Here is a 14054-nt window from a genome sequence, read left to right as displayed (position 1 = left end):
TTCAACGCCGTTCAAGCGAGACCAAGAGTATAGAACGTATTTCAGGCGGATTGCAAGCGTTCGATGACGATTTTTCGATCGAACAGCGCCAGGACCGCGTCGATCGACGGCGTTTGCGGCCGACCGCAGACCAGCACACGCAGCGCCGGCGCCAGTTGCGGCATCTTCAGGCCGAACTCGCCCAGCGCCTGCTTCATCGCCGCGGCGATCGTGGCCTTGTCCCATTCGAGGGTTTCGAAACGCTCGCGCAGCGCGCGGATCGCCGGTTTGACCGCCTCGGTGACATGGGCCTGCAGGTCCTCGTCGCGCGGGGTGATCGGCACGTAGAGCATCTCGACCCAGTCGGCGAGTTCGACGACCGTCGTGCAGCGGTCCTTGAACAGCGCCGCGGCGCGGGTCAGCTGGTCCAGGTCGGCCACCGCGACGCCGCGCGACGCGAGTTGCTGCTGCACCAGGCCCGCCAGGCGCGAGTCGTCGGCCTGCTTCATGTAGTGCGCGTTGACCCAGGCCAGCTTGGCCGGGTCCCATTGCGCCGGGCTCTTGGCGAGGTGGCTGCCGTCGAACCAGCGCACCATCTGGTCGCGCAGAAACAGTTCCTCGTCGCCGTGGCTCCAGCCCAGGCGCGCGAGGTAGTTCAGCATCGCCTCGGGCAGGTAGCCCATCTCCTGGTAGGCGGTGACGCTGACCGCGCCGCGGCGCTTGGACAGCTTCAGACCGTCGTCGCCGAGGATGATCGGGCAGTGGCCGAACCGCGGCAGCGGCGCACCCAGCGCGCGGAAGATGTTGATCTGCCAGGGCGTGTTGTTGATGTGCTCGTCGCCGCGGAAGACGTGGGTGATCTTCATGTCCCAGTCGTCGATCACCACCGCGAAGTTGTAGGTCGGCATGCCGTCCGGGCGCAGGATGATCAGGTCGTCGATCTCGGTGTTGGAGATCATGATCGGGCCCTTGACCAGGTCGTCCCAGGCGACCATGCCCTGCGGCGGATTGTGAAAGCGCACCACCGGCTTCACGCCCTCGGGCACCGGCGGCAGCACCTTGCCCGGCTCGGGGCGCCAGCGGCCGTCGTAGCGCGTCTTCTCGCCGCGTGCGCGCTGCTCCTCGCGCATCGCGTCCAGTTCCTCGGGCGTGCAATAGCACTTGTAGGCCGTGCCTTCGGCAAGCATCTGCTCGATGACGGCGTGGTAACGCTCCAGGCGCTGCGTCTGATAGAACGGGCCTTCGTCGTATTCCAGGCCCAGCCACTTCATCGCGTCGAGGATCTGGTCGACCGATTCCTGCGTCGAGCGCTGGACGTCGGTGTCCTCGATGCGCAGCACGAACTGGCCGCCGAAGTGTCGGGCGTAGGCCCAGGAATACAGCGCGGTGCGCGCGGTGCCCAGGTGCAGGAAACCCGTCGGCGACGGGGCAATGCGGGTGCGGACGTTCATGCCAGTTTCAGTTGATCCAGGCCGCGCGCGAGGTCGGCCTTCAGGTCTTCGATGTCTTCGAGGCCGACCGCGACACGGATCATGCCCTGGGTGATGCCGGCGGCCTGGCGCTGATCCTCGCTCAAGCGCCCGTGCGAAGTGCTCGCCGGGTGCGTGATCGTGGTCTTGGTGTCGCCCAGGTTGGAAGTGATCGAGCAGATGCGCGTCGCGTCGATGACGGCGAAAGCGCCGGCACGTTCGCCGCGTGCGATGAAGGACACGACGGCGCCGCCGCAGCCGTCCTGCTGGGCCATCGCCAGCGCGTGCTGCGGGTGCGATTCGAGCCCCGGGTGGTAGACGCGTTCGACGGCCGGGTGCGCCTCCAGCCAGCGCGCCAGCGCCAGTGCCCGTTCGCTCTGCGCCTTCAGCCGGATCGACAGCGTCTCCAGGCCCTTCAGCACCACCCAGGCGTTGAACGGCGACAGCGCCATGCCGGCGCTGCGCATCACCGGCACCAACTGGCCGTCGATCGCCTCGGCCGGGCCGCAGACGGCGCCGGCGACGACACGCCCCTGGCCGTCGAGGAACTTGGTGCCCGAGTGCACGACGAAGTCGGCGCCGAACTCGACCGGGCGCTGCAGCGCCGGCGTGCAGAAGCAGTTGTCGACGGCCAGCTTGGCGCCGCCGGCATGCGCGATCTCGGCCAGCGCGCGGATGTCGCAGGTCTCGGTCAGCGGGTTGCTGGGCGTCTCGGCGAACAGCAGCTTGGTGTTCGGGCGCATCGCGTCGCGCCACTGGGCGACCTCGGTCTGCGAGACGAACGTGGTCTCGATGCCGAACTTGGCGAAGTCCTGGAACAGCTTGATCGTCGAGCCGAAGACGCTGCGCGAGCAGACGACGTGGTCGCCGCCCTTCAGCAGCCCCAGCACCAGCAGCAGGATCGCCGACATGCCGCTGGCGGTGCCGATGCAGCCGCTCGTGCCTTCCAGCGCCGCCAGCCGGCGCTCCATCATCGTCACCGTCGGGTTGGAGAAGCGGCTGTAGACGAAGGCCTCCTCCTCGTTGGCGAAGCGGCGCGCGGCGGTCTCGGCGTCGGGGTGCACGAAGCTGCTGGTGATGAACAGCGCCTCGGAGTTCTCGCCCCATTCGGTGCAGGGCAGGCCCTCGCGCACGGCCAGGGTGTCGCGGCGCGCGTCGGCGGGCAGGTCGGTCTTGCGGATCATCGGATCATTCCTCGGCGCTTTGCAGCGCCAGTCGGGAGCGGGCCGGGCCGTCTTCCTCGTCGAACTGCAGCTTGCGCTGCGTCTCCATCGCCTGGAAATCGGCGGCGCTGACGTCGCCGGTGACGTAGACGCCGTCGAAGCAGCTCGCCTCGAAGCCCTGCACGTTCGGGTTGAGCGCGCCGACGACGCGCTTCATCGCGTCGACGTCCTGGTAGATCAGCGCGTCGGCGCCGATGAACTCGCGGATCTGCTCGATGCTGCGGCCGTGCGCGATCAGCTCTTCCTTTGTCGGCATGTCGATGCCGTAGACGTTGGGGAAACGCACCGGCGGCGCGGCGCTGGCCATGTAGACGCGGCGGGCGCCGGCCTCGCGCGCCATCTGCACGATCTCCTTGCTCGTCGTGCCACGCACGATGGAGTCGTCGACCAGCAGCACGTTGCGGCCCTTGAACTCGACGCCGATCGCGTTGAGCTTCTGGCGCACGCTCTTCTTGCGCACCGACTGGCCCGGCATGATGAAGGTGCGGCCGACGTAGCGGTTCTTGACGAAGCCTTCGCGGTAGGGCTTGCCGATCTTGTGCGCCAGCTGCATCGCGCTCGGCCGGCTCGATTCGGGGATCGGGATCACGACGTCGATCTCGCTGGGCGGCATCGTCGAGATCAGGCGCTGCGCCAGCGTCTCGCCGAGGTTCAGCCGCGCCTGGTAGACCGAGATGCCGTCCATCACCGAGTCGGGCCGCGCGAGGTAGACGTACTCGAAGATGCAGGGGTTCAGCCGCGGCGCCTCGGCGCACTGGCGGGTGTGGGTGTTGCCGGCCTCGTCGATGAAGACCGCCTCGCCCGGCGCGATGTCGCGCACGAAGCGAAAGCCGCTGCCCTCGATGGCCACCGACTCGCTGGCGAGCATCGTCTCGCCGTCGGCGCCGACGCCCAGGCACAGCGGGCGGATGCCGTGCGGGTCGCGGAAGGCCAGCAGGCCGTAGCCGGCGACGAGCGCGATCACCGCGTACGAGCCGCGCACACGCTTGTGCACCGCGGCGACGGCGGTGAAGATCTCCTGCGGCGTCAGCGGCAGGCCGGTGGCGGCCTTGTCGAGTTCGTGCGCCAGCACGTTGATCAGCACCTCGGTGTCGCTCTCGGTGTTGATGTGGCGCCGGTCGACGTCGAACAGCTCCTGCTTCAGCGCGGGGGCGTTGGTCAGGTTGCCGTTGTGCACCAGCACGACGCCGAACGGCGCGTTGACGTAGAAGGGCTGCGCCTCTTCCTCGCTGTAGGCGTTGCCGGCGGTCGGGTAGCGCACCTGGCCCAGGCCGACGTTGCCCGGCAGCGCGCGCATGTTGCGCGTGCGGAAGACGTCGCGCACCATGCCGCGCGCCTTGTGCATGAAGCACTTCGTGCCCTGCATCGTGACGATGCCCGCGGCGTCCTGGCCGCGGTGCTGCAGCAGCAGCAGCGCGTCGTAGATCAGCTGGTTGACGGGCGTCTTCGCGATGACGCCGACGATGCCGCACATGGGAGTTCCTTTCAGGCCGGCAGGTGCCGGGCCAGATCGACCGGCAGCACGGGCTTGAGCCCCTGCATGGCGGTATTGAGCCACAGCGCGCCCTGCGACTGGCGCCAGGCGACGGATTGAGACGCCGGCGTCAAGGCGACGACGGTCGCCAGCGCCAGCAGCAGGACGCCACCGCGAAGCAGGCCGAAACCGGCGCCGAGCGCGCGGTCGGCCGGCGACAGCGGCGTCGCGTGCACGATCAGGCGCACCAGGCGCGACAGCAGCGACCACACGACGAGCGCGGCGACGAAGGTGAGCACGAAGGCGGCGACGTGGTTCAGCGCGCCGCCCGGCGTGCCGACCGGCAGGTGGCGCGCCAGGTCGGCGGCGAACCACTGCGCGGCGAACCAGGAGACGACCCAGCCGGCCAGCGACATCGCCTCGAAGACGAAACCGCGCACCAGGCCGATGACGGTCGACACCGCGAGCACGGCCAGCAGCGTCCAGTCGACCCAGCCGAAATCGGGCATCACAGCGTCAGCACCGCCGCCGGCAGGCCTTCGGCCTTGAGCTTGGCGGCGGCACGGTCGGCGGCCTCGCGGCTGTCGAAGGGGCCGACGCGCAGCCGCGTGCGTTTGCCGGCGCTGGTGTCGACGACCTGGGTGTAGGTCTTGAGCCCGCTCTTGTCGGCACGCGAACGCGCCTGGTTCAGCGCCGCGTTGTCGGCGAAGGCGCCGATCTGGACGACAAAACGCGCTTCCTTCGGCGCCGCGGCGCCGTCGAGCAGGGCCTTGGCACGTTCGGCCTCGGCGCGTGCGGCGGCCGCCGGCTTGGGCGCGACGGCGGAAGCCGGCTTGGCGATCGTCGCCGCGGCGTCGGGCTTGACGACCGGAGCCGACGCCACCGGAGAGGGGGGCGCCGGCGGCGCCGGCGGCGTCTCGGCCTTGGGCTCGGGGATGTCCCGTGACTCGGACGCCGGCGGCGAGACCTCCTCATCCACCGGCGCGTCGGCCACGACCACGCCGCTGGAGCGGGCGCTGCGCGGCGGCAGCAAAGCCCCCGGCGCCGACGCCGCGCTGCCGCGCAGCTCGATCGGCACGTCGACCGGGACCGGGCGCGGCTGGGTGTCGAAGACGATCGGAAAACCGATGACGCCGGCGACCAGCAGCACCGCGGCGCCGATCAGGCGGCGGCGGGCGCGGGTGCGCGCGGCCTGGACGTCGGCGCCGTCGGCGGACGGGGCGCCACGGCGCTCGGTCGCGGGAGAGGTCTTTCGCTTCAGGAACGAAGGCAGGGGCATCGGGTGTCAGCCGGCGTGCGGCGCCGACAGCCGCGGCAGGCCGTCGCGCAGAACGCCGCCCACGGTGTAGAACGATCCGAAGACGACGATTCTATCGGCAGGGTCGGAGGCCGCCAGCGCGGCGCGCAAGGCCTCGCTGGGCGTGGCGTGGCGCAGCACCGGCGTCGCTTCGCCCAGCACCGCAGCGAGTTCGTCGGCCGTCGCGGCGCGCGCCGTCGGCAGCGCGCAGACGTGCCATTCGTCGATCAGCGGCCGGATCTTCGCCAGCGCGCCGGCGATGTCCTTGTCGCGCATCGCGCCGAAGACCGCGCGCGTGCGCGGGTAGAAACCCATCGTGTCGAGGTTGAGCGCCAGCGCGGCGACGGACTGCGGGTTGTGCGCGACGTCCAGCACCAGCGCCGGCTGCCCCGGCACGACCTGGAAACGCCCCGGCAGGTCGACCAGCGCCAGCCCGGTGCGCACCGCCTGGGCGCTGATCGGCAGGCGCTCACGCAGGCTCTCGAAAGCCGCCAGCGCCGCCGACGCGTTGAGCAACTGGTTGGCGCCGCGCAGCGCCGGGTAGCCCAGGCCGTTGTAGCGCCGGCCGCGGCCGGCCCAGTTCCACTGCTGGCGGTCGCCGTCGTGACGGAAGTCGCGCCCGGCCCGCCAGAGGTCGGCGCCGATCTCGCGCGCGTGGTCGACGACGCTGGCCGGCGGCAGCGGGTCGCCGACGATCGCCGGGCGGCCGGTGCGCATGACGTGGGCCTTCTCGAAGCCGATGCTCTCGCGGTCGGGGCCGAGGAACTCGGTGTGGTCCAGGTCGATGCTGGTGATGACCGAGCAGTCGGCGTCGAAGGCGTTGACGGCGTCGTAGCGCCCGCCCAGGCCGACCTCGAGGATCACCAGGTCCAGCGGCGCCTGCGACAGCAGCCGGGCGATGGCCAGCGTCGTGAACTCGAACTTGGTCAGCGTGATGTCGCCGCGCGCCTGCTCCACCGCATCGAAGTGCGGCAGCAGCGCGTCGGCATCGACCGGGCGGCCGTCGACGCGGCAGCGTTCGGTGAAATGCACCAGCTCGGGCTTCTGGTACAGGCCCACGCGGTAGCCGGCCTGCAGCGCGATCGACTCCAGCATCGCGCAGGTCGAGCCCTTGCCGTTGGTGCCGGCGACGACGACCAGCGGCATCGTGAAACCGATGCCCAGCCGGCGGGCGACCTCGACGGTGCGCTCCAGCGACAGGTCCATCGAGATCGGGTGCATGCGCTCGCAGTGGGCGAGCCAGTCGTCGAGCGTGGCGGGCAAGGCGGTCATGGAAGCAAAACCGGGCCGCGAAGGGCCCGGTGTCCGGTCAGACGGATGGCGGCGATCAGGCGACCGCGTCGGCGCTCTGGCGCTGCAGCTTGGCGAGCAGGCGCGCGACGGTGGCGCGCATCTGCCGGCGGTCGACGATCATGTCCAGCGCACCCTTGGTCAGCAGGAACTCGCTGCGCTGGAAGCCTTCGGGCAGCTTCTCGCGCACCGTGTTCTCGATGACCCGCGGGCCGGCGAAACCGATCAGCGCCTTCGGTTCGGCGATGACCACGTCGCCGACGAAGGCGAAGCTGGCCGACACGCCGCCCATCGTCGGGTCGGTCAGCACGCTGATGTACGGCAGCTTCGCGCGCGCCAGCCGCGTCAGCGCGGCATTGGTCTTGGCCATCTGCATCAGGCTCAGCAGGCCTTCCTGCATGCGCGCGCCGCCGGTGGCAGCGAAGCTGACGAAGGGCACCTTCTGCTCGACCGCGGCCTCGACGCCACGCACGAAGCGCTCGCCGACCACCGAGCCCATCGAGCCGCCCATGAAGTCGAACTCGAAGCAGGCGGCGACGAGCGGCACGCTCATCACCGCGCCGCCCATGACGACCAGCGCGTCGGTCTCGCCGGTGGTCTCCAGCGCCGACTTCAGCCGCTCGGGGTACTTCTTGCTGTCCTTGAACTTCAGCGCGTCGACCGGCAGCACCTCCTGGCCGATCTCCCAGCGCCCTTCGGCGTCGAGGAAGTGGTCCAGGCGCTCGCGGGCACCGATGCGGTGGTGGTGGCCGCACTTCGGGCAGACGTTGACGTTCTGCTCGAGGTCCGTCTTGTAGAGCACCGTCTCGCAGGACGGGCACTTGATCCACAACCCTTCGGGCACCGTGCGGCGCTCGCTCGGGTCGGTGGGCTGGATCTTCGGCGGCAGCAGCTTTTCCAACCAGCTCATCGGTTCACTCCTAGTTATGCGTCCAGCGCGGCGCGGATGCCGGCGATGAAGTCGCGCGCCGCGGCGGCCACGGCCTCGCGCGGCTGCTCGGCGAGCAGCTGCACCAGCCGCGAGCCGATGACGACCGCGTCGGCGACCTCGGCGACCGCACGCGCCGTGGCGGCGTCGCGGATGCCGAAGCCGACGCCGACCGGCGTCTGCACGTGCGCGCGGATGCGCGGCAACATCGCCGCCACCGCCGCGGTGTCGAGGTGACCCGCGCCGGTGACGCCTTTCAGCGAGACATAGTACACATACCCGCTGGCCAGCCGGCCGACCAGGCGCATGCGCTCGTCGGTCGAGGTCGGCGCCAGCAGGAAGATCAGGTCCAGCCCCGCGGCCTTCAGGCGTGCGGCGAAGTCCTCGCACTCCTCGGGCGGGTAGTCGACGATCAGCACGCCGTCGACACCGGCGGCCGCGGCGTCGCGGATGAAGGCGCCGTCGCCGTGGCGGCCGTCGTAACGCTCGACCGGGTTGGCGTAACCCATCAGCACGACCGGCGTGCGCTGGTTGCGCTCGCGGAAGGCGCGCACGGCGGCGAAGACCTGCGGCAGGCCGACGCCGCGTGCCAGCGCGCGTTCGCCGGCCTGCTGGATCACCGGGCCGTCGGCCATCGGGTCGGAGAACGGCACGCCGAGCTCGATGACGTCGGCGCCGCCCTCGGCCAGCGCGGCCATGATCTCGGGCGTCGCGTCGGCATACGGGTCGCCGACGGTGATGTACGGGATCAGCGCCTGGCGGCCGTCGCGCTGCAGCGCGTCGAAGGTAGCGGCAATTCGGCTCATTGCGCACCTCCCTTCACCGTCTGGCCGCGGCACGAGGGACGGCAATAGAAGTCGGCACCGGACAGGTCGGCGACGGTGCCGATGTCCTTGTCGCCGCGGCCGGAGAGGTTGACCAGCAGGATCTGGTCGGGGCGCATCGTCGGCGCGATCTTCATCGCGTGCGCCAGCGCGTGGCTGGACTCGAGCGCCGGGATGATGCCCTCGGTGCGGCAGAGGTGGTGGAAGGCCTTCAGCGCCTCGTCGTCGGTGATGCCGACGTACTCGGCGCGGCCGATGTCCTTCAGATAGGCGTGCTCGGGGCCGACGCCGGGATAGTCCAGGCCGGCCGAGATCGAGTGCGTCTCGGTGATCTGGCCGTTGTCGTCCTGCAGCAGGTAGGTGCGGTTGCCGTGCAGCACGCCGGGCGAGCCGGCCGACAGCGACGCGGCGTGTCTGCCGGTCTCGATGCCCTGCCCCGCGGCCTCGACGCCGATGAGGCGCGTGGCTTCGTGGCGGATGTACGGGTAGAAGATGCCCATCGCGTTGCTGCCGCCGCCGACGCAGGCGATCACCGCGTCGGGCTGGCGGCCGGCGAGTTCGGGCATCTGCTCCAGGCATTCGTCGCCGATGACACGCTGGAAGTCGCGCACCATCGCCGGGTACGGCGCCGGGCCGGCCACCGTGCCGATGATGTAGAAGGTGTTCTCGACGTTGGTGACCCAGTCGCGCAGCGCCTCGTTGAGCGCGTCCTTCAGCGTCTTGCTGCCGCTCTCCACCGGCACCACCTTGGCGCCCAGCAGGTGCATGCGGTAGACGTTCGGGCTCTGCCGCTTGACGTCCTCGCTGCCCATGTAGACCACGCACTCCAGGCCGTAGCGCGCGCAGATCGTCGCCGTGGCGACGCCGTGCTGGCCGGCGCCGGTCTCGGCGATCACGCGCGGCTTGCCCATGCGGCGGGCGAGCAGCGCCTGGCCGATGACGTTGTTGATCTTGTGCGCGCCGGTGTGGTTCAAGTCCTCGCGCTTCAGGTAGATCTGCGCGCCGCCGAGTTCGCGGCTGGTGCGCGCGGCGTGGTAGATCGGGCTCGGGCGGCCGACGAAGTGCTTGAGTTCGTAGCGGTACTCGGCGACGAACTCCGGGTCCTCGCGGTAACGCGCGTAGGCGTCCTGCAGTTCGTGCAGCGCGTGGGTCAGGGTTTCGGCGACGAAACTGCCGCCGTAGGGCCCGAAATGCCCGCGGGCATCGGGCTGGTCGTAATTCAGCATGGTGGGGTGTCCTTCGATTCAGCGGCGCGGGCATCGGCCTCGCGCACCGCCTGGCAGAACCGGCGCATCAGCGCGGCATCCTTGATGCCTTTGTCGCGCTCGACGCCGGAGCTGACGTCAACGGCCCAGGGCCGGACGCGAAGCACCCCATCGGTCACGTTGGCAGGATTCAACCCACCAGACAAAACGACCGGAATGGGCACGCTTGGTGGTATCAGTGACCAATCGAAGACCTTTCCGCTCCCGCCGTAAGCCTCGACATGGGTGTCGAGCAGCAGGCCCGTCGCGCCGGGATGGCGCCGGGCGAAGTCTAACAAATCGAACCCCGGCGCCATGCGCGCGGCCCGCAACCAGGGGCGGCCGACGGCGGCGCACTGCTCGGGCATCTCGTCGCCGTGGAACTGCACGAGCGCCTGCGGCACGAGGCCGACGGCCCGCGCGATCGTCTCCGGCGCGGCGTTGACGAACAGCAGCACCGGCGTCACGAAAGGCGGCAGCCGGCGCGCCAGTTCGGCGGCACGCTCGGGCGTCAGCGCACGCGGGCTCTTCGGGTAGAGCACGAAACCCAGCGCGTCGGCGCCGGCCTGCACGGCGTCGTCGACGTCGGCCTCGCGCGTCAGGCCGCAGATCTTGATCCGGGTGCGGCTCACGGCCTTTCCATCATGGTGATCGCCAAGACAGGTGCACGACGCCGGCTCTCCAAGCGGCCGCCGTGGCCCGGCTTCGCCGGGGCACCGGCGGCGCCCCCTGGGGGGAGCGCCGAAGGCGCTTCGGGGGGAGTCACGGACTCCATTGCATGGCCGGCGTGTGCTCGGGGATGGCGAAGGCCGGATCGTAGTACGGGCCCACGAAGTACAACCCGTCGGGCGGGAAGGTCGGCGCGGCGGCGTCGCGGCGGCGCGCGGCCAGCACCTCGGCCATCCACTCGGGCCGCTGGCGCCCGCTGCCGACGGCGACCAGGCAACCGACGATGTTGCGCACCATGTGGTGCAGGAAGGCGCTGGCGTCGAACTCGATGCGCCAGTAGGCGCCGCGGCGCTCGACGCCGATCGAACGCATCGTCTTCACCGGCGTCAGCGCCTGGCAGCCGGCGGCGCGGAAGGAGCTGAAGTCGTGTTCGCCGATCAGGTGCGCCGCGGCGGCGCGCATCGCGTCGCCGTCCAGCGGCCGGAAGACCCAGCCGCAGGCGCCGGCCTCGATCGCCGGGCGCACCGGCGCTTCGAGGATGACGAAGCGGTAGCGCCGCCCGTGGGCGCTGTTGCGGGCGTGGAAACGTGCGTCGACGCGCCGGCACCACTGCACCGCGACGTCGTCGGGCAGGTAGCGGTTGGTCCCGCGCACCCAGGAGAACTCGTCGCGCTCGACCGGCGCGTCGAAGTGCACGACCTGGTTGAAGGCGTGCACGCCGGCGTCGGTGCGGCCGGCGCACAGCGTCGAGACGGGCGTGGCGGCGAACTGGCCCAGCGCGCGTTCGAGCACGTCCTGCACGGTGCGGCCGTCGGGCTGCGACTGCCAGCCGTGATAACGCGCGCCGCGGTAGGCGATGCCCAGCGCGATGCGGCCGCCCGGCGCGACGGCCGGGCCGCCAGCGTCGTGTTCAGCCAAGCGAGGACAGCATGGACTGGGCCTTGGCCTTCAAGGCGCCGTCGGCCTTGGCGATGACCTCGTCGAGCAGGTCGCGTGCGCCTTCGAGGTCGCCGATCTGGCGGAACTCCTCGGCCAGTTCGAGCTTGCGCGCCAGCGGGTCGCCGTCGCCGATCGGCGGCAGCGAGTCCGGGCCGAGGCCGAAGTCGCTGAAGTCGAGCGCCGGCTCGCTGGTGTCCAGCGCCGAGGGCTGCGAGGCCGAGGGCGCCGGCGGGGCAAGGTCGCCGAGGTCGAAGTCCAGCGCATCCAGGCCTGCCGGCGGCGGGGTGTCGGCACGCTCGTCGAAGGTCGGCATGTCAGGCGTCGGGATCGGCTCGTCCAGCGGTGCCGGGTTGGTGTCGACCAGCGGCAGTTCGAAGTCCAGCGGCGTGTTGTCCGAGACCGGACCTTCGTCGCGCGGGATCGGCTTGGTCGCCTCCATCGCCAGCGGCGATGGCGTGGCCGGGGCGTCGAGGTCCAGGTCGAGATCCAGGCCGGCCGGTTCCGGCTCGGGCGGCAGCGAGGACTCCTCGGGCGCGAACGGCGCCGGCTTCGCGGCGTGCGGCAGCGTCGTCGCGGCCAGCGGCTCGATGACCTTGCCGCCCGGGCCGACTTCCAGCGTCGGCGCGCCGCCCGGCTGATACAGCGGGTTCTCGGGGTCGATCTGGCGGCCCAGTTCCTGGGCCTTCTCCCAGTCCTCGCCGCTGCCCTGGGTCATCGTGTAGACCTGGGTGGCGAGCAGCTCGAAGCCCTTGATGTCGCGCCGCTTGACGTAGACCTCGAGCAGCTTGACGCGGATCGCCATGCGCTCGGGGTTGGCGCGCATCGCCTCCTTGAGGATCTCCTCGGCCTGCAGGTCACGGCCGTAGGCGAGATAGACGTCGGCCTCGGCGACCGGGTCGACGTCGCCGATCGCGTCGAGCTGCGACAGCGAGTAGCTCATCGACGACGGCGCGCCCGAGGGCGTGGCCTCGCGCGTGTCCACACGCTGGCCGCCGCTGCCGCCGAAGAACGAATCGGGCTGCAGCCGGCTTTCGAGGAACGAGGTCTCGCCCCCGCCCTGCTGGCCGGCCTGGCGACGACGCCAGATCAGCAGCCCCGCCAGCATCGCCGCGAGCAGGCCGGCGGCCGGCAGCAGCATCGGGTTCTCGAGCAGCGAATCGAGGAAGCTCTGTTCCTCCTGCACCGGCATCGGCGGCGGCGGCGCCTTGCGCGGCTTCTTGGCCGGCGCCGACGCAGCAGAGGCCGCCGCGGCGGCCGACGCCGCCTCGGGCGCCGAGGCGACGGGCGGCGTTGCGGCCACGGTCACCGCAGGCGTCGAGGCCGGCTCCGGCCTGGCTGCCACCGCCGGTGCGGGTGCCGGCTGCGCCGGCGCGGAGGCCGCGCCCTGCAGCTTCTTCAGTTCATCGACGTTGCGGGCCAGTTCGGCCAGACGCAGGTCGGCGGCACGGCGCTCGGCCTCCTTGGACAGCTTGGCCTCGGGAGCGGCGGCCTTCACCGCGCCCTGCGACAGCTTGAGCTTGTCCGGCGTCGGCGCCGCCGCCTGGCGGCGGTCCTCGACGCTGGCCTGGACCTTGCCCTTGGCCTGGCGGGCCGGCTCGTCGGCCGCGGCGGTGGTGCCGGCGGCCAGGCGCTGGCGGTAGGCGGCGAAATCGGCCGCCTGGGCCACGATCAGCCCCCGCGCCTCGGCGGGCTCGACCTTGGCCGCGGCGTCGGCCGAGGGCACGGTCAGCACCGCCCCCGACTTCAGCCGGTTCATGTTCTCGCCGACGAAGGCCTCCGGGTTGCCCCGGAACAGCGCGACCAGCATCTGATCGAGCGAAACGCCCGCCGCCTGCGTGCGCGAGGCGATGCCGAACAGCGTGTCGCCACGGCGAACGCGGATCTGGTCGCCGGCCTCGGCGGCACGCGGGGCGCGTGGCGGCTCGGCAGCTTTGGCAGCCGCCGGCGCGGGCCGCGGCGCCGGCTTCAGCGCCGGTGCCGGAGGCTGCGCCGCGACGGCAGGCGCAGGAGGCGGCACGACGGCCGGCGCCGGCACCGGCGTGGCGACGGCCGGTGCACGTGCAGGCGCCGGAGCCGGCGAGATCGACGGTGCCGCGGTCGGGGCCGGCGGCGTCTGCGCCGAACGTGTCGCCGGCGGGTCGAACAGCATCGTGTACTCACGCACCAGGCGGCCGGTGGCCCAGTTCGCTTCGAGGATGATGTCGACGAAGGGCTCGACGATGCTGCGCTCGCTGCTCAGGCTGAGCACCTGGCGGCCGTCGGGACGGCGCTGCAGCGAAACCTGGGCGCCGCCCAGCACGGCGTTGTACTCGACCCCGGCGGCACGGAAGGCGTCGGGTGGCGCGATGCGCAGCTTCAGCGTGCCGGCTTCCTCGGGCGTGAGACTGGTGACGTCGATCTCGGCACGCAGAGGCTCGCCCAGTGCCGACTGCACGTTGAGCCGGCCCAGACCGAGCGCCCAGGCGGGCGTGCCCCAGAGGCAGGCGGCGGCCAGCGCCACGCCGGTCAGCGCGAAACGCGCTGCGTTCGTCGAACGGTGATTCAAGGCGTCTCCCACAACACGTCCCGGAAGGCGCACCCGAGCGGGCCGCCTCGATTTCTGTCGCCGGCAAAACGCGGATTATGGCGGGGCCTTGCGACGGAAATCACAACGACGTCAAGCATATAGGCAGACAAGCTCACCCAAAGCCTGACATTCGGGAGCGAAGTGCGCCCAAT

The 14054-nt window shown here is 71.1% G+C and carries 12 protein-coding genes; all 12 read right to left on the bottom strand.

Going from position 1 to position 14054, the window contains the following annotated elements:
- Window positions 1-41 precede the first annotated feature (41 nt).
- Window positions 42-1430 (bottom strand): glutamate--tRNA ligase, encoded by a 1389-nt coding sequence (gene gltX / locus EV684_RS11825; RefSeq protein ID WP_132647466.1) that lies wholly within the window; start codon window positions 1428-1430, stop codon window positions 42-44.
- Entirely contained in the window at window positions 1427-2632 is a 1206-nt protein-coding gene (locus EV684_RS11820) for an O-succinylhomoserine sulfhydrylase (protein ID WP_132647464.1), read from the bottom strand. The genes gltX and EV684_RS11820 overlap by 4 nt, the downstream gene beginning before the upstream one ends.
- 4 nt (window positions 2633-2636) lie before the next feature.
- On the bottom strand, window positions 2637-4145 hold the full coding sequence (gene purF / locus EV684_RS11815; RefSeq protein WP_132647462.1) for an amidophosphoribosyltransferase: 1509 nt from the start codon (window positions 4143-4145) through the stop codon (window positions 2637-2639).
- Between the two features lie 11 nt (window positions 4146-4156).
- Window positions 4157-4654: a CvpA family protein gene (locus EV684_RS11810; protein ID WP_132647460.1), complete on the bottom strand. Its 498-nt coding sequence runs from the start codon at window positions 4652-4654 to the stop codon at window positions 4157-4159.
- On the bottom strand, window positions 4654-5424 hold the full coding sequence (locus EV684_RS11805) for an SPOR domain-containing protein (RefSeq protein ID WP_132647458.1): 771 nt from the start codon (window positions 5422-5424) through the stop codon (window positions 4654-4656). Before EV684_RS11805 ends, EV684_RS11810 begins: the two co-directional genes overlap by 1 nt.
- A gap of 6 nt (window positions 5425-5430) precedes the next feature.
- Window positions 5431-6714 carry a bifunctional tetrahydrofolate synthase/dihydrofolate synthase gene (folC, locus tag EV684_RS11800; RefSeq protein WP_132647456.1) on the bottom strand — a complete coding sequence of 428 codons (1284 nt, stop codon included), beginning with the start codon at window positions 6712-6714 and terminating at the stop codon, window positions 5431-5433.
- Between the two features lie 55 nt (window positions 6715-6769).
- Window positions 6770-7642 (bottom strand): acetyl-CoA carboxylase, carboxyltransferase subunit beta, encoded by an 873-nt coding sequence (gene accD, locus EV684_RS11795; protein ID WP_132647454.1) that lies wholly within the window; start codon window positions 7640-7642, stop codon window positions 6770-6772.
- 14 nt (window positions 7643-7656) lie between these two features.
- Entirely contained in the window at window positions 7657-8466 is an 810-nt protein-coding gene (gene trpA / locus EV684_RS11790; RefSeq protein ID WP_132647452.1) for a tryptophan synthase subunit alpha, read from the bottom strand.
- Window positions 8463-9710 carry a tryptophan synthase subunit beta gene (gene trpB / locus EV684_RS11785; protein ID WP_132647450.1) on the bottom strand — a complete coding sequence of 416 codons (1248 nt, stop codon included), beginning with the start codon at window positions 9708-9710 and terminating at the stop codon, window positions 8463-8465. Before trpB ends, trpA begins: the two co-directional genes overlap by 4 nt.
- Complete coding sequence (locus EV684_RS11780) at window positions 9704-10360, bottom strand: phosphoribosylanthranilate isomerase (protein ID WP_132647448.1); 657 nt, start codon at window positions 10358-10360, stop codon at window positions 9704-9706. The genes trpB and EV684_RS11780 overlap by 7 nt, the downstream gene beginning before the upstream one ends.
- 130 nt (window positions 10361-10490) lie before the next feature.
- Window positions 10491-11315, bottom strand: coding sequence for a tRNA pseudouridine(38-40) synthase TruA (gene truA, locus EV684_RS11775; RefSeq protein ID WP_132647446.1), 825 nt, complete (start codon window positions 11313-11315; stop codon window positions 10491-10493).
- On the bottom strand, window positions 11308-13881 hold the full coding sequence (locus tag EV684_RS11770; RefSeq protein ID WP_132647444.1) for a FimV/HubP family polar landmark protein: 2574 nt from the start codon (window positions 13879-13881) through the stop codon (window positions 11308-11310). The genes truA and EV684_RS11770 overlap by 8 nt, the downstream gene beginning before the upstream one ends.
- Window positions 13882-14054 lie beyond the last annotated feature (173 nt).

The sequence above is a fragment of the Rubrivivax gelatinosus genome, from assembly GCF_004340905.1.
GTDB lineage: Bacteria > Pseudomonadota > Gammaproteobacteria > Burkholderiales > Burkholderiaceae_C > Rubrivivax > Rubrivivax gelatinosus.
This window is presented reverse-complemented; position numbering and strand designations above follow the sequence as displayed.